Raw genomic sequence first — 15509 nt, 5'->3', positions numbered from 1 at the left:
GAACGGTGTGCGGTCTGTTATCTGCAGGTTTAGAGCGCCGATCTGATCCAATCAGATCGAAGCGCGTTCTAATGTGCGGCTTTGCTGCACTCGCTGATGATACGCAGTACGGCATCGCGCTGTTCAATCTGAGGCATATGTCCGCATTTTTGGAATACATGCACACCGATTTCACCCGGCAAACCGGACGCATGAGCAACCGGAATAATACGATCCTGTGCACCGAAGATCAGACGCACCGGAATATTCAATTGCGCAAGGCTTGAGCGGATTTCAAAGGTTTGTGTACCGTCAGTGCAAAGCTGTGCCGCCATGCCTGCCTGCGCATTACGTAGTTCAGCATCATTCGCCTGTGCAACAGTTGCATTGATGAAGGCTTTTGACAGCAGTGCTTCATCGGCAAACAGCTCTTTGAGCCAAGGCGTTACACTGGCCTCAGATTTCGCCCGCACCAGCCCTTCAAGGAAAGCCCCGTTGATCTGTGGCCCCAGACCGGCTGAGGAGATCAGTACCAGTGAGCGCACATCCGTAAAGCCACGCGCAGCGGTAACAGTCGCCACCGCACCGCCCATCGAATGACCAACGAGAATGCATGATCCCACATTATGCGCAGTTAGAGTCGTCTCAACCGCCGCAGCAATCATGTCGATACTATCCGGCACATAACGCGGCGACTGACCATGCGCAGGCAGATCAAGTGCCAGCACCGGATTGCGAAGGTTGCTACCGGCCAACAGCATACGCCAGCTGTTGAGATCGGAGGCAAAACCGTGGATCAGCACGATTGGCAAATATCCGGCTTCACCCTGCCGCAACCATGTGGCATTCAATATACCCTCAGTCTGAGACACTGCAACCGGGCGTGGCGCAGGTATGGCAACAGGTTGCGTTACACCTGCGGCAGGCGCAACTGTGGCCAGACATGCTTCGACGTCTTTTTTCTGGATACGGCCTTTAGGACCTGAGCCCGCAACCGTATTCAGATCAAGACCGGCCTCACGTGCCAGACGGCGCGCCAAAGGCGTTGCCCGCACACCGGAATCTTCTGCCAGCACAACCGGAGCGAGGGTAACTTCCGGCAGTGCAACAGAGGTTATTGGTGCTGAGACAGCTGCTTCCGCGACAATTGCAGTCTCAGCGGCAGTGGCATTTCCGCCCTTGCGCTCTTCACCTTCCGCATAAATCCACGCAACTGCCTGACCAACAGGAACCACAGCGCCTTCTGCGGCAGAAACATCACCGAGAATACCGGAAGCTGGAGCGTCCACTTCCATGGCCGCTTTATCGGTCTCAATCTCAAACAGCAATTGTCCTTTGGTGACCGTATCGCCATCCTTGGCGTACCAACGCGAAATCTGGCCGGTCTCCATATCCATATCAACTTTAGGCAGGATGACTTCGACAGCCATGACTAGCGAGCTCCCTTCACAAGTTCACGCGCACTTTTCAGGATATCTGGTACCTGTGGCACCGTTGCACGTTCCAGATCCGGATTATACGGGATCGGCGTTTCCGCCCCGCCCAGACGCACAATCGGCGCATCCAGATAATCGAATGCATCGCTTTCAGCGACAAGAGCACTGATTTCCGCACCAATACCCAGCGTTTTCACCGCTTCGTAAACGCACATCAGCTTTGATGTTTTTTTGACACTTGCAATGATGGTTTCACGGTCAATCGGGCGCACCGAGCGCAGATCAATCACTTCAACATTGATGCCTTCTTTGGCAAGTTCTGTCGCTGCATCCAGTGCCTTATGCACCATGATCGCCGAGGCGACGATAGTAAGGTCTGTGCCTTCACGCACCACTTTCGCCTTGTTGAGCGGAACCGTGTAATAACCTTCTGGCACTTCGCCCTTCATCTTGTAAAGCAGCTTGTGCTCGAAAATCATCACCGGATCAGGGTCTTCAACGGCGGCCAGCAACATGCCTTTCATGTCATAAGGCGTTGCAGGCTGAACGACTTTCAAACCCGGCACATGGCCAAGCCATGCCTCAATACTCTGGCTGTGCTGCGCTGCGGCACCAGTGCCCGAACCCGCAGGAAAACGCATCACCAGAGGTACAGAAACCGCACCGCCCAGCATGTAGCGGATTTTTGCGGCCTGATTGACGATCTGCTCCAGCGCCAGCGCGGCAAAATCGGAGAACTGAAACTCAAAAATCGGGCGCATACCGGTCAGCGCCGCACCGACGGCCACACCGGCTCCGCCAAGTTCGGAGATCGGCGTATCCATAACGCGATCTTCACCGAAACGGTGTACCAGATCACCGGTAACCTGAAAGGCACCGCCATACACACCGATATCTTCACCCATCAGAAACACGCGGTCATCGCGTTCCATAGCAATGGCCATGGCTTCCTGAATAGCCTGTGAATAGCTCAACTCACGGGTTGTCGTGCTCATATTTATCAGTCCGTGTATACGTCGCGTGTCAGATTATGAAGGTCAGGCGCTGGGCTGTTCTTGGCGAACTCGATTGCGTCTGCGATCTCTTTTTCGACAGTGGTGCGGATTGTTTCAATCTCGGCATCATTGATGAAGCCGTATTCCTTCAGATCGGCCTCGAAACGGGCGATCGGATCACGATTGGTCGCCCAGTCCTCGATCTCTTCCTTGGTGCGGTAACGATTGCGATCACTCTTGGAATGACCGCGCAGACGATATGTCTTATTCTCAATCAGCGTCGGCCCCTCACCGCGACGGGCACGTTCAACCGCCTCATGGGTGGCTTCGGCAACATCGGAAAGATTGTTCCCGTCAACGATTACGCCCGGCATATTATAAGCGACAGCGCGGTCGGCAATATTTTCAACTGCCGTCGAGCGTTTGGTCGATGTCGACATGCCATAACCGTTGTTTTCACAAACAAACACCACCGGCAATTTCCAGACAGAGGCCATATTCAGTGCTTCGTGGAAGGCGCCTTCATTGTTTGCACCGTCACCAAAGAAGGAAATTACGACTTTACCGTTTTTCTGCTTCTTGGCAGAAAGCGCAGCACCAACAGCAATCGGAATGCCTCCACCGACAATACCATTGGCACCGAGATTACCCTTGGATACGTCAGCAATATGCATGGAGCCGCCACGGCCTTTACAATAGCCGGTTTCCTTGCCGAAAAACTCGGCAAACATGCGGCCGATATCAGCGCCTTTGGCAATACAATGGCCATGGCCGCGATGGGTCGAGCCGATCATGTCATTGTCTTCCAGCGGCAGACAAACCCCCATCGCGCTGGCTTCCTGCCCGATCGACAAATGCATCGTGCCGTGGATCAGCCCGCGCATATAACTTTCTTCTGCGCCCTCTTCAAAACGGCGGATGAGATACATTTTATGCAGGGCTTCTTTGAGCTTTTCCGGTGAATATTCACGGAAAGCAAAAGGCAGATTGCGTAATTCGCCCTTCACTCCGTCTTCCGTCTGAGCTTTTTTGACCTGAGCCATCAAAGTTTACTCCTCAAGGCACCTTGCAGACTTTCGGACAGGTTCCGGAAGTTGCAATCGCCGTATTATCGAAATTCAGATGTATCAGGCGCCGTAGACGAGCTTATCCTGACGGGCGCGCAATTCGGCAATTTTGGAATTCGGAGCCACAGCCGCATTGGCATATGTGATCAACTCACCCTTTTTAATCGGGGCAATTACTGTACCGCCCTGCAGCAGGCCACACGGAATGGCTTTGGCAGCGCGCGCTTCACCGGCTGTCATAATCCATGCGCGGTAGCAATATTCACCGATCGCATCGAGGCTTTCACCAATTGCCATGTCTTTTTTGGCTACGGCAGCGACTTCAGCAACAGGCTTATCCAACGGCACCATATCCGGTTTGCCGTAGAGGACAACGCGTGCGCAAGTCAGTGGCACTTCCAGTGACGTCAGGTGATACGGACGATGGAAGGTAAAGTAAGGACCTTTGCCCATTTTAAGGTCTTCCATACGCTCAGAAATACGCGGATGGGACATGTCAGCAACCACGAACACACCAGGCGCAACACCTTTGCCGATAGTATAATCGACCACACCAACCTTAGACAGCACACCACCGTCTTTCTCAGGAATAAGGGTGGAGGAAAGCTGGTCCAGTGTTGCTGCCGGACCGTGCATGCCGGCCTTATCAGGAACCAGCCCGGTGGCATTGGCAATGGCTGCCATTTCCACCATGGTTTTGGAACCGTCAACAAATTCCACCAGCATACGCACGTTCATGTTACGGCGAATTGCTTCTTCCATATAGGCATCCGGCACCGCATCAATATTGAGCGGATTGTTCTTGCCTTTACCGGCAGCAACAATCGGATGTCCCATAGCGGAAACGAATTCAATCAATTCCATGCAAGATGAAGGCTCGTCACCGGCGCCGAGGGAATAGGTAACGCCAAGGCGCTCCGCTTCACTTTTCAGGTAGGCACCGATGGTGACATCTGCTTCAACATTCATCATCACGAGATGTTTGCCGTGCTCCATCGCGCGCAGGCCGATTTCCGCACCAACAGCGGGAACGCCGGTCGCATCGATCACAACATCAATCAGGTCATTTTCAAGGATCAGATCGGCATTATCTGTCACCGCAACCTTATGCGCTTCCATAGCAGCAGTCAGTTCGGATGCAGTATTCGCTTCACGGCCATGGCCGCTTTCCTGATAGGCAATGTCTACGGCCTTAAGCGCATTCGGCACGCGCAGTTCGGAAATTGCGCCGATTTCAATGCCTGGCATATGCGCGACACGGGTCACAATATCAGTGCCCATTTCGCCGGAACCGATCAAACCAATGCGGATTGGCCGGCCGGTATCCGCACGCGCTTTCATATCGCGGGCAAGCCCTGTCAGAGCAACATTTGTCGTCATGAAATCCTCCTGTGAGCGCTTATGCTTATTCAGCCGCTCTTTCTGATTTTATCAGCTTGCCTTATCGATTAAGTAACATTTGTATTTAAGTCAATACCTATGTTCATATTCCTGATTTGCAAAACCGTCGCACAAGAAATGCACAGGATACCCTGCAACGTAAAAAGCAGGCGCTCAAAACACCCTTTTCAGAGCTAGTATCAGCAGGAAAAGCGCGTGAAACATGAATTTTTGCTCTCTCCATTAGACGAGTGAAGAGCCCCGATTGACTTGAGCATAAATATCACAGATAAACTTTAGTATAAATAAAAAGACAAATGTTAGTTCACGGCATACTAATTCTCTTACATATCCCGGGAGGCATGGAGATATGAATGAATTTCTTAATGGACTAAAATCTGCGATCGACACATTGGGGCCCACAGTCCTGCTGCCAATCGTAATCTTTATTATCGCCGTTATCCTCGGCGCGAAGGTCGGCAAAGCTTTTCGTGCTGCTGTTACCATCGGCGTGGCTTTTATCGGTATCAATCTGGTGCTGGGATTGATGTTCACCTCAATCGGCGAGGTAGCACAGGCAATCGTTACCAATACAGGTATTAAGCGGGATATTGTGGATGTCGGCTGGCCTTCTGCCGCTGCCATTGCATTTGGTTCTTCTGTCGGACTTTGGGTTATTCCGGTAGGTATTCTTGTTAATATTGCGCTGCTGCTGATGCGCTGGACCCGTACCCTGAACGTAGACGTGTGGAATTTCTGGCACTTTGCATTTATTGGTTCACTTGTCGTGGCTGCTACTGACAATCTGGCCTATGGCATCGCTATTGCTGCATTGGTCGCCGCATTGTCACTGCTGTTTGCCGACTGGTCAGCCCGTGCTGTTCAGCAATTCTATGATGTGCCGGGGATTTCCGTACCACATATTGCTTCAGCACAAATTCTGCCAATTGCCATTATTGTTAATTGGGTTCTGGATCGTATTCCGGGCATCAACAAGGTCAATATCAGTACTGAAACCATTGAGCGCCGTTTTGGTGTTTTTGGTGAGCCGGTTGTCCTCGGCCTGATTATCGGTCTGGTTCTCGGTACCATCGCTTTTTACAATGCCGGTGATTTTGGTACGGTTCTGGCAAAAATACTCGGCACCGGCATGACACTGGCTGCAGTAATGCTGCTTCTGCCGCGTATGGTAAAAATCCTCATGGAAGGTCTGCTACCGGTATCCGATGCAGCGCAAGAATTTGTGCGCAAGCGTACCGGTGATCGCGAGTTGCTGGTCGGTCTCGATTCAGCAATCCTGATCGGGCATCCGGCAGCAATCTCGTCCTCACTGATCCTTGTGCCGATTGCGATCCTGCTCTCTGTTATCCTGCCGGGCAACCGTGTGATCCTGTTCGCCGATCTTGCTGTTATTCCTTTCATCGTGGCGCTTACAGCTCCGCTTTTGAAAGGCAATGTGTTCCGTATGGTTATTGTCGGAACTATCACTCTGACCATAGGCTTCTATGTAGCGAATGCTCTGGCACCACTGTTTACCAGCGCCGCCGTATCCTCAGGCTTCAAGCTGCCGGACAATGCCTTGCAGATTACTTCGGTGGTCGATGGCTTCCTGTGGATTCCATATGTCATTATTGAAGCAATCCAGTGGCTTGGTGTTGCCGGTATCGGCGTCTTGGCTGTGATTGTAGCAGCACTCTTTGGGCTCTATCGCCGCAATACGCTCGCTTGGGAACGCGCAGCCGGTGCAGCGGACGAACCCGCAGACCAGATATCTGCCTGATCAGAGAAGACTATGCCCCGAGCAATCGGGGCACAGTACGTGTTAATGAGACACCCCCGAATGCAGCCGAACGGAGACACAAGATGGCAAACAGCCTCTTTCATTCCTTGACACCAGATGCAGTTTTTCTTGGTGTCGAGGCCAAAACCAACGAAGAGGTGATCCGCCTTCTGGCCGGTCGGCTGCATCAGCTCGGTTATGTCAAAGACAGCTATGCCGATGCTGTTGTAAAACGCGAGCAATCCATGCCCACCGGCTTGCCACTGGAGCGTGATGACAATGTAGCTGTGCCGCATACCGATCCGGAACATGTTCTGAAAGCCGCGATTGCCATGGCAACACTGCGAAACCCCGTTGATTTTGCCAATATGGAAGATCCGGATGAGACCGTACCTGTCGGCACAGTCTTCCTGCTTGCTATTGACGATAAGGACAAGCAGATTGAAACACTGCAATCCATTATGAGCGCAATTCAGTCAACGGAAATTCTTGATGGTCTGAAACTGGCACAAACATCAGACGATCTCAAGAAACTGCTCAGTTAATTGATATTATAAGGAACGATCCTATGGCCAGACAGAAAACCATTCTCTTTGCCTGCGGCACCGGTGTGGCGACCTCAACAGCTGTCAATGCGGCTGTATCTGAGGAAATGAAAAAGCGCGGACTAACTTTTAACGCTCAGCAGGCGAAAGCTACTGAGGTGCCTTCCCTTGCAGAAAATGTTGATTTCATCGTGTCAACGACACCAATCTCAGCTTCTGTTACCAAACCGGTTATCAAAGGTCTGGCCTTTCTCACTGGTATTGGCAAAGATAAAATTCTTGATGAAATTGAAGCAGAGCTGCGTAAGTAATTTATCACTTATCTGTATGTTTTGAACATGACTGCCGGGCAAGAACAGTTTTCCCTGCCCGGCCAGTCATCTTTAGAGCCGTGCGCGTTTTGCTTCCGGATCATAAGGTGACTCTTCAATCACCCGTGCTTTACGCATCTCTCCCAACACCGGCACATCAAATTCAGCCCCCGGCACCGCCAGTTTTACAGGCAACAACCCCAGCGCAATATCGTGACCGAATGTGTAGGAATAGCTGCCTGAAGTGACGCGTCCGACAAGTTTACCCTGATGGTAAAGCCCCTCATTACTCAACACGCTAAAGCCATCCGCTTCAATCGCCAGCGTTACAATACGCTGTTGAACACCGCGTTCTTTATCTTCCAGCAAAGCCTGACGCCCGATGAAATCACCTTTATCCAGACGGATAAACCGGTCGAGCCCGCTTTCCCATGCACTGAGCTCCGGATTCATATCCCGATACATCGCACGATAGGACTTATCCAAACGCAGAGATTCCAGCGCATGGAGACCAACCAGCCGCAGACCATGCTCCTTACCCGCAGTGAGCAAAGCTTCCAGTAACTGCCGCTGATAGGCCAAAGGATGATAGAGCTCCCATCCCAGTTCGCCTTCATAATTGACACGAAGCAAGCGGACATCGCTGGCAAGGCCAACGGTGCCGGTTTTTATGTCAAACCACGGGAAAGCCTCGTTCGATAGATCAATCTCTGTCAGAGACTGCAGAACGTCGCGCGCTTTTGGCCCCACAAGCGTGAAGCAACCACGGTCATTCGTGACATTGCGTAATGTAACACTGCCATCCGAAGGCAAAAGCTTGGACAAATCATCAAAGTTCCAGCGCTCGGCACGCGGTGTCGAGATCATATAAAAACTGTCTTCGCTCATCCGCGCGACAACATATTCCGCCTGAACAGTGCCTTTTGGGGTCAAATGATGGGTCAGATTGACACGACCGGTTTTCGGCAGGCGGTTAGCGAGAATACCATCCAGCCAGGCCTCTGCCCCTGCGCCGCTGACTTCAAACTTGGTCATTGGTGTCATTTCCACCAAACCGACAGCATTACGTACAGCAGCAACTTCCTCGCCGACATATTTGCCTTTTTCCGTCCAGCGCCAGCTATATTGGTCTTTGGCTTCCACGCCTTCAGGTGCATACCAGTTCGGAATTTCCCAGCCGTTCAGCACGCCCCATACGGCACCAAGCTCATTCAGACGATCATAGGACGGCGCGGTTTTCTGTGGTCGTGCCGCAGGCATATCCTGCCCCGGATAATGCTGCTCGGCATGTGTTCCCCACGCTTCACGCACTTTTTCCCGTGTCCAGTTTTTATTAGCATAATCACCAAAACGGCGCGGGTCGAGCTCGCTCGTATCCAGACTGTTGCCACCCTCGACGATACGCTCGGACAGGTAATAGCCGATTGCCCCACCCCACAGGATGCCGCCCGGCACGCCCTCGGCCAGCCAGACATTGTTTAATCCCCATGCAGGGCCTACCAAAGGCAGCTCATCTGCAGTCATCTGAAACGGGCCGCGCACATTCGCTTTGATACCAACACGCCCCAGTGACGGCACCATATCAATCGCCCGTTCCCAGTTCCATGAAACGGAATCGAAGTCTTCCTCCAGAAGATCAGCACCAAACCATTCAGGAACACCATTTTCGGCAAATAATTGTAAGTGCTCGGTTTTCTCATAAGGGCCGAACATCAGACCGTCGCCTTCTTCACGCAGATAACCTTCAAATCCTTCATCACGAAGGATCGGCATCTCCGGCAACCCCTGACGTTTACGCTCCATGATTTCCGGCACAGCATCTGTAATCCAGTATTGATGGATAATCGGAATAGCCGGTATATCCAGCCCCAGCATTGCCCCGGTCTGACGCGCATAATTTCCGGTAGCGGAAATGACATGCTCACAAACAATGTCGCCCTGATTGGTTGAGATTTTCCATTCGCCATTCGGCAGACGCTCAATGCTGCGCACTTCAGTATTCAGATGGATCTTTGCACCGTGATCGCGCGCACCTTTGGCAAGTGCCATCGTCACGTCAGCGGGTGCAATATGACCATCATCCGGATGATAAAGTGCGCCCAGCATATCATGGTTATTTTCCAGCAGCGGCCAGATTTCACGGGCACGTGCCGGAGAAACCAGTTCCGAGCGAATACCCTGTACTTCAGCCACACTCATATAGCTTTTATATTCATCCATACGGTCGCGCGTATTGGCGATACGCAGCTGGCCGCATTTATGCCAGCCGACATGCTGACCGGTCTCGGCTTCAAGTCCTTCATAGATTTCGATGGATTTCGCGATCATCCGGCCGATATTGATGCTGCGCGCATAAGAAGGGATCAGACCTGCGGCATGCCATGTTGATCCGGCTGTTAATTGTGTACGCTCCAGCAACACAACATCTGACCAGCCGCGCTTTGCCAAACCATAAAGAATGGACGCGCCGACACAACCGCCACCAATAACGACCGCACGTGCATGAGTTTGCATTTCAGGTTCCCTTCAAAATATTGTTTAAGCTTCAGAACAGGCCGTACGGCACTATTCTGAGCCCTTTTAAGTGTTACATTACAGAAGCTTCCTCCATCTGTGAGCTTGATAAAATATTGCGAAAGGTATAACTTCAGATTATGCACAGACTCCGTTCGCTCATCCCATCGGCCAATTATCTGTTCGTCTTTGAAGCCGCTGCACGCCGGCTGAATTTTACGGCTGCCGCTGAGGAACTGAATGTCAGCCAACCGGCAGTCAGCAAGACCATCAAGCTGCTGGAAGAAGCAACTGGGCTGAAACTGTTTCGCAGAGAGCGCAGTCGTCTGGAGCTGACCGCAGAGGGTGAGCGGCTCTATAAAGAAACGCAGGAAACCTTTGATCACCTGCATATGGTGATCTCATCCATGCGTAAGAAACACTCACGGGATATTATCCGCGTTTCGTTTTCGACGTCCTTTGTGCAGCTCTGGTTGCTGCCCCGCCTCAAAGGATTCAAGCAGCTCCATCCTGATGTGGCATTGCGTATTGAAGAAAGCAGCCGTGATAACCAAGATATGCTTGAGGAAGATATCGATATCTCGGCACGATTGGGTAAAGGCAAATGGCCCGGCATCAACGCCTGGCATTTTGTAACCGAAGAAGTCTGGCCGGTTTGCAGCCCTGCTTATCTTAAAGAACACAAATTACCGCTGACGCCACAGGATTTGCTGCAACATACATTGCTGCATTTTGAAGAGCGTCATCGCTCCCGTCTAGGCTGGCGTGAATGGCTCGAACATAATGGGGTCATGGCTCCGCAGATCGAGCAGGATTTTGTGTTCACGGACGCTCTCAGCTCGATCAAGGCAGCCGTTCACGGGCAAGGCATCGCGCTTGGCTGGAAACATCTTGTGCATGATCATATTACTGCGGGCAGACTTGTGCCTGCGATTGATGTCTGCCATCGCTCCGGTGATACGGTGCATCTGGTTATGCCAGCTCAACGGCCACCGAAACGTGGTGCCGAAATTTTCCGTGACTGGCTGTTAATGCAGGGAGCAGATGCTGATCTCAGTTCTGCTGAAACTGTGCATGATATTGCGGCATCACCGCTCGGGTGGACGAACGATTTTGAATGAGTGAGGCGCTATCTGTGCGTGATTAAAAGCTTACGTCTCAGCTTGTCTCATCAGCTTTGCCAAATGCATAGTTCTCAATTTTTGGCACAAATTTTGTCCGGCAATATCCCGTCGGTTTATCACCTACGGACACACCCGTATTTAAGATACCGGCCTGATATTCTGGCGAAAACAGCGAATAAGGATAAGCAGGCTGCACGGCACTGGCATCATCCAGCAGAGCGCGCAGTTCCGGCGGAATTGTAAAATCAAGCGCTGACAGATTATCATCAAGCTGTGTTATTTTACTGGCGCCAATAATTGCAGCGGCAATACCGGGTTGGGTCGCGACCCAGTTCAGCGCAACCTGCGCCATAGATTTTCCCATCGTGTCGGAAACATCTGCGAGTGCTGCCACGATGCGCATATTGCGCTCTGTAAACAATCCCAAGCCATTCGCATCATCATTGTTCAGGCGTCCTTGTCCGCCAGACCGGTATTTTCCGGAAAGCAGCCCCATAGCCAGCGGGCTCCATGCGGTAATGCCCATCCCTAAGGTCTGCCCCAGCGGCACAAATTCCTGCTCAATATTGCGCTCTACCAGAGAGTAAGGCAGTTGCAGATTAATCGGTTGTGCAAGCGCATGCGCTTCAGCCCATGTCATTGCACGGGCAGCATACCATGCGGGTACATCAGACAGGCCATAATAACGGATTTTACCGGCACGGATTAAATCATCAAAGGTCCGCACAACCTCTTCAACCGGCGTCATGCCATCCCAAGTATGCAGCATATAGAGATCGATATAGTCGGTTTTCAGCCGCTTTAATGAGGCATCCACTGCCTGCATCATATTCTTCCGGCCATTGCCACCGGAATTCGGATTTCCAGGCTGCAGGTTATTGGAATATTTTGTTGTAAGCACAACATGATCACGCAGTCCGGCATCTTCAATATACTGACCGATCAGACTTTCGCTTAAACCCGCTCCATAGGAATTGGCCGTATCGATAAAGTTACCACCCTTATCGATATAGTGATGAAAAATAGCACGGGCATTATTTTCATCCGTTCCCCAAGAGCCACCAATGCCCCGAATACCGGCATTGCCAAAGGTCATTGTGCCCAATGCAAGGCGACTGACGCGTAACCCCGACCGGCCAAGCAAGTAGTAACTGTCGAGCGTCATGATAAGCACCTTATGAAACGGACTGTCTGTCATTCTTCATTGAAAGAAACGGAGCAACAATGGCTATCCTTGTTGCAGTAAGCAAAAAGAATTCAACTGCTGCTCCGCCTCTGTAAACGCGTCTATTCGATCAGCATCGGCTCGCCGGTGTCGCCTGCTTTTTCATCAAGACCATAGGATTTCAGGATTGCTGCAATCGTCCCGTCTTTATGCATATCCTGAATATTGGCATCCAGTGCCGTACCAAAATCAGTTGCGCTTTTGGCGTAAGGAAGACTTGCCTGTGCAGCCTCTTTGGTGGCACGAATACGATCATCCGGCTGTGCAATTTCAATTTTCACATCTTTAAGAGAGCCGTTTTTCGCGGCATATGCGCCATTTGAATAGCCGTCGATCCCGATATCAATACGCCCCGACTGAAGATCCTGATGCATATTTACCGAATTCGGATATAGTCGCAGATCTGCGCCCAGCATTTTCTTGGCATCCGTGACCCAGAGATAGCCCTGAACGGTGCCGACCTTCTTGCCGACCAGATCTTCAACAGTTTTTACCCCGTCTTTCGAGTAAAGACCCATCTGATCTTTATAGAGCGGATAAGACAGGTTCATCACTTTGGCGCGCTCCGCCGTACGATACCAGTCCCCTGTTGTAATGTCGGCCTGACCGGATAAAACATACTGAATAGCCGCCGCCGGATCGACAGCAATCGGCTTGACTGTCAGACATTCGCGCTTTGCAAATTCTGTGGCGATGTCGCCATCCAGACCACGCATCGCACCACTCTCATCGATAAAAGAATGCGGCGCATAATTGGTAACCGCAATTGTCAGAACCCCGGGTGTTATTGTTTTAAACTCATGTTTTGGCTTACAGTCCTGCGCCTGTGCAACAGATGCCAGCAGCAGCGCCGCAGCGGCTCCCGTAAGTGTCTTTTTCCAAATTGCGTTGATCATCTTTATTCCCCTTTTTTGTCTTTACTTTATCGGATGGTATAAGCGGATGAACGTCTTTCCACATAGGAAACAATCCACGCTGCCGGTACACAAATACTGGCATACAGCAGTCCTGCGAGCAGAAGCGCAGGCATATAGCGGAATGTATTCGACCCGATCTCATAAGCATTGCTAACCAGTTCAGGCAGAGCAATCGTGAAACAAAGCGAAGTTCCCTGAAAAATAAGAATGGCAAATGCCAAGAGTGCCGGAAGTGCGACACGCAATGCTTGCGGCAACAGGACAAAGCGCAATTCATCCAAAGCACTGAACCCCATTGCCTCGGCAGCTTCTTTCTGTCCGGCGGGGATGGCATGCAAACTGGCACGAATAATCTCACTGGTATAAGCGCCGGTATTCCACGCCAAAGCCACGACAGCAGCACCGAACGAACTCATGGTCAATCCGGTCGAAGGCAAGCCGAAATACATAAATTGCAGCAGAACAAGTGCCGGAGCGCCGCGCCCTACTTCGACCAGAAACAGGCTCAGGATACGCCATGCGCGTGTTTTGGCTTCAACACCAAGTGCCAGTAAAAGCCCGAGCGGCACGCCAATAATCAAACTGCATGTTGCTACTTGCAGGCTGATTTTCAATCCGCCGAGCAGAGCCGGCATCCATTCGTGAAATTCTTCAAGTGTCGGAAACATCAGCGTGCCACCTTCGCTCGTAAATAACGATCAGCAGAACGGGACAACCACGCAATCGGCAGGCTCATAAAAATATAAAACAAGCCAACCAAAGCAAAGACCTCAATCCCCTTGAAAGTCAGCTGCGACAACTGATTACCGCGAAATGCAAGATCGGTAACCCCGATTGTCGATGCCACAGCCGTTTCCTTCATCAAGCCAATCAGATAGCTCGCGGAAGACGGCAGAGCGACACGAAAGGCCTGCGGTATCACCACATCAATCAATGTATGGCGTCTGCTGAAATTAAGCGCCGTTGTCGCTTCCCATTGACCATGGTGCAAAGATGCAAGCGCTCCGCGATAAATCTCAGCCATATTGGCACCGGCGATCACACCAAGACCGATCAGGGCTGCAAGGAGCGGATTAATCGGCATTAAGCTCATGCCCACGCCGAAAAAGATAATAAACAGCCACAATATTGGCGGCAGCGCCCGCACGATCTGAATGAAAACTGCGGCAGTCCAGCGGAAAGGTGCAAAGGTGGATTTTCTGGCTGCAACCAATGGCACACCCAGCAAACAACCGATTGCAAAGGCACCGAATGTCAGAACAACCGTCCATGGCAGACCGCTGAGAATAAGCAAAACATTGTCAACTGTCATCGGTCATGCACCGCCCGCAAAAACCGTTTGGTGCGCTCTTCCTGCGGATTGCGCATAATATCTTTTGACGGGCCTTTCTCGATAATTTTTCCGTCAGCCATAATCATAACTGTATCGGAAACATTTTCGGCAAAGCCCATTTCATGAGTAACGACCAGCATTGTCATGCCGCTTTCGGCAAGCTCACGCATAACGGCCAGTACTTCCAGCCCCAGTTCAGGATCAAGCGCGGAAGTCGGCTCATCAAACAGCATTACCTGCGGATTGAGTGCCAAGGAGCGCGCAATTGCGATACGCTGCTGTTGCCCGCCGGAGCACCGGCCTGGATATTGATGGGCCTTATCCGCAAGACCAACACGGTCAAGCAATTGCATGGCCCGCTCTTCGGCTTGTTTACGGCTGCATTTCAGCACACGCTCTTGCGGCAGGCTGACATTGCGCAACACACTTAAATGCGGAAACAGATTAAAGGACTGAAACACCATACCTACACCACTGCGCAGTTCTTTCAGCTGCGCGCGCTGTGGCGGCTTTGTTGCATCGAGCTGAAGTTTACCGACAGTCAGCAATCCGCCGTCCGGTTTTTCCAGATAGTTGATACAGCGAAGTAATGTGCTTTTACCTGATCCGCTCGGCCCGATAATCGCAAGCACTTCCCCCTGCTCGACCTCAAGATCAATATCTTCAAGGACCTTGTGAGAACCGAAATGTTTGCTTAGTTTTTCAAGGCGTATGAGTTTTTCTGTAGCGGCAGAAGCGTTTGCCATTCCTGATGCCATAACCGGCTGAACTGCACTCAACGGCTCTCCCCCTCTTCCACAACAATCGTCACAATGTATGGAATTGATAGATAAATTGCACCGGAGACAGCGTTCTTATTGAGCTTTATTCTTCCGGTCGTGTTCCCATGTTATGACACGATAG

14 protein-coding genes are annotated in these 15509 nt (G+C 51.5%); 4 read left to right on the top strand and 10 right to left on the bottom strand.

Features of this window, described 5'->3' with window-relative positions; all coding sequences use genetic code 11:
- Window positions 1-68: 68 nt before the first annotated feature.
- The 4 genes from DFR47_RS10065 to DFR47_RS10050 form a co-directional block, all read right to left on the bottom strand.
- Window positions 69-1409, bottom strand: a complete 1341-nt coding sequence (locus tag DFR47_RS10065) for an acetoin dehydrogenase dihydrolipoyllysine-residue acetyltransferase subunit (protein WP_113944278.1) — start codon at window positions 1407-1409, stop codon at window positions 69-71.
- A gap of 2 nt (window positions 1410-1411) precedes the next feature.
- On the bottom strand, window positions 1412-2410 hold the full coding sequence (locus DFR47_RS10060) for an alpha-ketoacid dehydrogenase subunit beta (protein ID WP_113944277.1): 999 nt from the start codon (window positions 2408-2410) through the stop codon (window positions 1412-1414).
- 5 nt (window positions 2411-2415) lie between these two features.
- Window positions 2416-3453, bottom strand: a complete 1038-nt coding sequence (locus tag DFR47_RS10055) for a thiamine pyrophosphate-dependent dehydrogenase E1 component subunit alpha (RefSeq protein WP_113944276.1) — start codon at window positions 3451-3453, stop codon at window positions 2416-2418.
- Between the two features lie 84 nt (window positions 3454-3537).
- Entirely contained in the window at window positions 3538-4857 is a 1320-nt protein-coding gene (locus DFR47_RS10050) for an NAD(P)H-dependent oxidoreductase (RefSeq protein ID WP_113944275.1), read from the bottom strand.
- Window positions 4858-5227: 370 nt separating this feature from the next.
- Between DFR47_RS10050 and DFR47_RS10045 the strand changes: the two genes are divergently transcribed.
- The 3 genes from DFR47_RS10045 to DFR47_RS10035 all read left to right on the top strand — a co-directional run bounded on the left by DFR47_RS10045 (window position 5228) and on the right by DFR47_RS10035 (window position 7493).
- Window positions 5228-6637 carry a PTS galactitol transporter subunit IIC gene (locus DFR47_RS10045; protein WP_113944274.1) on the top strand — a complete coding sequence of 470 codons (1410 nt, stop codon included), beginning with the start codon at window positions 5228-5230 and terminating at the stop codon, window positions 6635-6637.
- Window positions 6638-6720: 83 nt separating this feature from the next.
- Window positions 6721-7182, top strand: a complete 462-nt coding sequence (locus tag DFR47_RS10040) for a PTS sugar transporter subunit IIA (RefSeq protein ID WP_113944273.1) — start codon at window positions 6721-6723, stop codon at window positions 7180-7182.
- A 23-nt stretch (window positions 7183-7205) separates the two neighbouring features.
- On the top strand, window positions 7206-7493 hold the full coding sequence (locus DFR47_RS10035; protein WP_113944272.1) for a PTS sugar transporter subunit IIB: 288 nt from the start codon (window positions 7206-7208) through the stop codon (window positions 7491-7493).
- Window positions 7494-7565: 72 nt separating this feature from the next.
- On the opposite strand, the gene DFR47_RS10030 is transcribed toward DFR47_RS10035, so the two are convergent.
- A complete protein-coding gene (locus tag DFR47_RS10030) occupies window positions 7566-10007 on the bottom strand; it encodes a GcvT family protein (RefSeq protein WP_113944271.1) in 2442 nt (813 codons plus the stop codon).
- Between the two features lie 140 nt (window positions 10008-10147).
- Between DFR47_RS10030 and DFR47_RS10025 the strand changes: the two genes are divergently transcribed.
- Window positions 10148-11128, top strand: coding sequence for a LysR substrate-binding domain-containing protein (locus tag DFR47_RS10025; RefSeq protein WP_113944270.1), 981 nt, complete (start codon window positions 10148-10150; stop codon window positions 11126-11128).
- 37 nt (window positions 11129-11165) lie between these two features.
- Here DFR47_RS10025 and DFR47_RS10020 read toward each other — a convergent pair whose 3' ends face one another.
- From DFR47_RS10020 to DFR47_RS10000, 5 genes are all read right to left on the bottom strand, one after another.
- Window positions 11166-12296 carry an aldo/keto reductase gene (locus DFR47_RS10020; protein ID WP_113944269.1) on the bottom strand — a complete coding sequence of 377 codons (1131 nt, stop codon included), beginning with the start codon at window positions 12294-12296 and terminating at the stop codon, window positions 11166-11168.
- Window positions 12297-12418: 122 nt separating this feature from the next.
- Complete coding sequence (locus DFR47_RS10015; protein ID WP_113944268.1) at window positions 12419-13252, bottom strand: substrate-binding periplasmic protein; 834 nt, start codon at window positions 13250-13252, stop codon at window positions 12419-12421.
- Window positions 13253-13278: 26 nt separating this feature from the next.
- A complete protein-coding gene (locus tag DFR47_RS10010) occupies window positions 13279-13941 on the bottom strand; it encodes an amino acid ABC transporter permease (RefSeq protein WP_113944267.1) in 663 nt (220 codons plus the stop codon).
- Window positions 13941-14585: an amino acid ABC transporter permease gene (locus tag DFR47_RS10005; protein ID WP_113944266.1), complete on the bottom strand. Its 645-nt coding sequence runs from the start codon at window positions 14583-14585 to the stop codon at window positions 13941-13943. Before DFR47_RS10005 ends, DFR47_RS10010 begins: the two co-directional genes overlap by 1 nt.
- The gene (locus DFR47_RS10000; RefSeq protein ID WP_374788381.1) at window positions 14582-15364 is read right to left on the bottom strand and encodes an amino acid ABC transporter ATP-binding protein; all 783 of its coding nucleotides are present in this window, start codon (window positions 15362-15364) and stop codon (window positions 14582-14584) included. The genes DFR47_RS10005 and DFR47_RS10000 overlap by 4 nt, the downstream gene beginning before the upstream one ends.
- Window positions 15365-15509: the final 145 nt, after the last annotated feature.

The organism is Pseudochrobactrum asaccharolyticum (genome assembly GCF_003314995.1).
GTDB lineage: Bacteria > Pseudomonadota > Alphaproteobacteria > Rhizobiales > Rhizobiaceae > Pseudochrobactrum > Pseudochrobactrum asaccharolyticum.
This window is presented reverse-complemented; position numbering and strand designations above follow the sequence as displayed.

Bases quoted from the DNA above. Each gene is read 5' to 3' on its own strand.
- DFR47_RS10065 (WP_113944278.1), bottom strand. From the start codon at position 1,409: ATGGCTGTCGAAGTCATCCTGCCTAAAGTTGATATGGATATGGAGACC.
- DFR47_RS10060 (WP_113944277.1), bottom strand. From the start codon at position 2,410: ATGAGCACGACAACCCGTGAGTTGAGCTATTCACAGGCTATTCAGGAA.
- DFR47_RS10055 (WP_113944276.1), bottom strand. From the start codon at position 3,453: ATGGCTCAGGTCAAAAAAGCTCAGACGGAAGACGGAGTGAAGGGCGAA.
- DFR47_RS10050 (WP_113944275.1), bottom strand. From the start codon at position 4,857: ATGACGACAAATGTTGCTCTGACAGGGCTTGCCCGCGATATGAAAGCG.
- DFR47_RS10045 (WP_113944274.1), top strand. From the start codon at position 5,228: ATGAATGAATTTCTTAATGGACTAAAATCTGCGATCGACACATTGGGG.
- DFR47_RS10040 (WP_113944273.1), top strand. From the start codon at position 6,721: ATGGCAAACAGCCTCTTTCATTCCTTGACACCAGATGCAGTTTTTCTT.
- DFR47_RS10035 (WP_113944272.1), top strand. From the start codon at position 7,206: ATGGCCAGACAGAAAACCATTCTCTTTGCCTGCGGCACCGGTGTGGCG.
- DFR47_RS10030 (WP_113944271.1), bottom strand. From the start codon at position 10,007: ATGCAAACTCATGCACGTGCGGTCGTTATTGGTGGCGGTTGTGTCGGC.
- DFR47_RS10025 (WP_113944270.1), top strand. From the start codon at position 10,148: ATGCACAGACTCCGTTCGCTCATCCCATCGGCCAATTATCTGTTCGTC.
- DFR47_RS10020 (WP_113944269.1), bottom strand. From the start codon at position 12,296: ATGACGCTCGACAGTTACTACTTGCTTGGCCGGTCGGGGTTACGCGTC.
- DFR47_RS10015 (WP_113944268.1), bottom strand. From the start codon at position 13,252: ATGATCAACGCAATTTGGAAAAAGACACTTACGGGAGCCGCTGCGGCG.
- DFR47_RS10010 (WP_113944267.1), bottom strand. From the start codon at position 13,941: ATGTTTCCGACACTTGAAGAATTTCACGAATGGATGCCGGCTCTGCTC.
- DFR47_RS10005 (WP_113944266.1), bottom strand. From the start codon at position 14,585: ATGACAGTTGACAATGTTTTGCTTATTCTCAGCGGTCTGCCATGGACG.
- DFR47_RS10000 (WP_374788381.1), bottom strand. From the start codon at position 15,364: ATGGCATCAGGAATGGCAAACGCTTCTGCCGCTACAGAAAAACTCATA.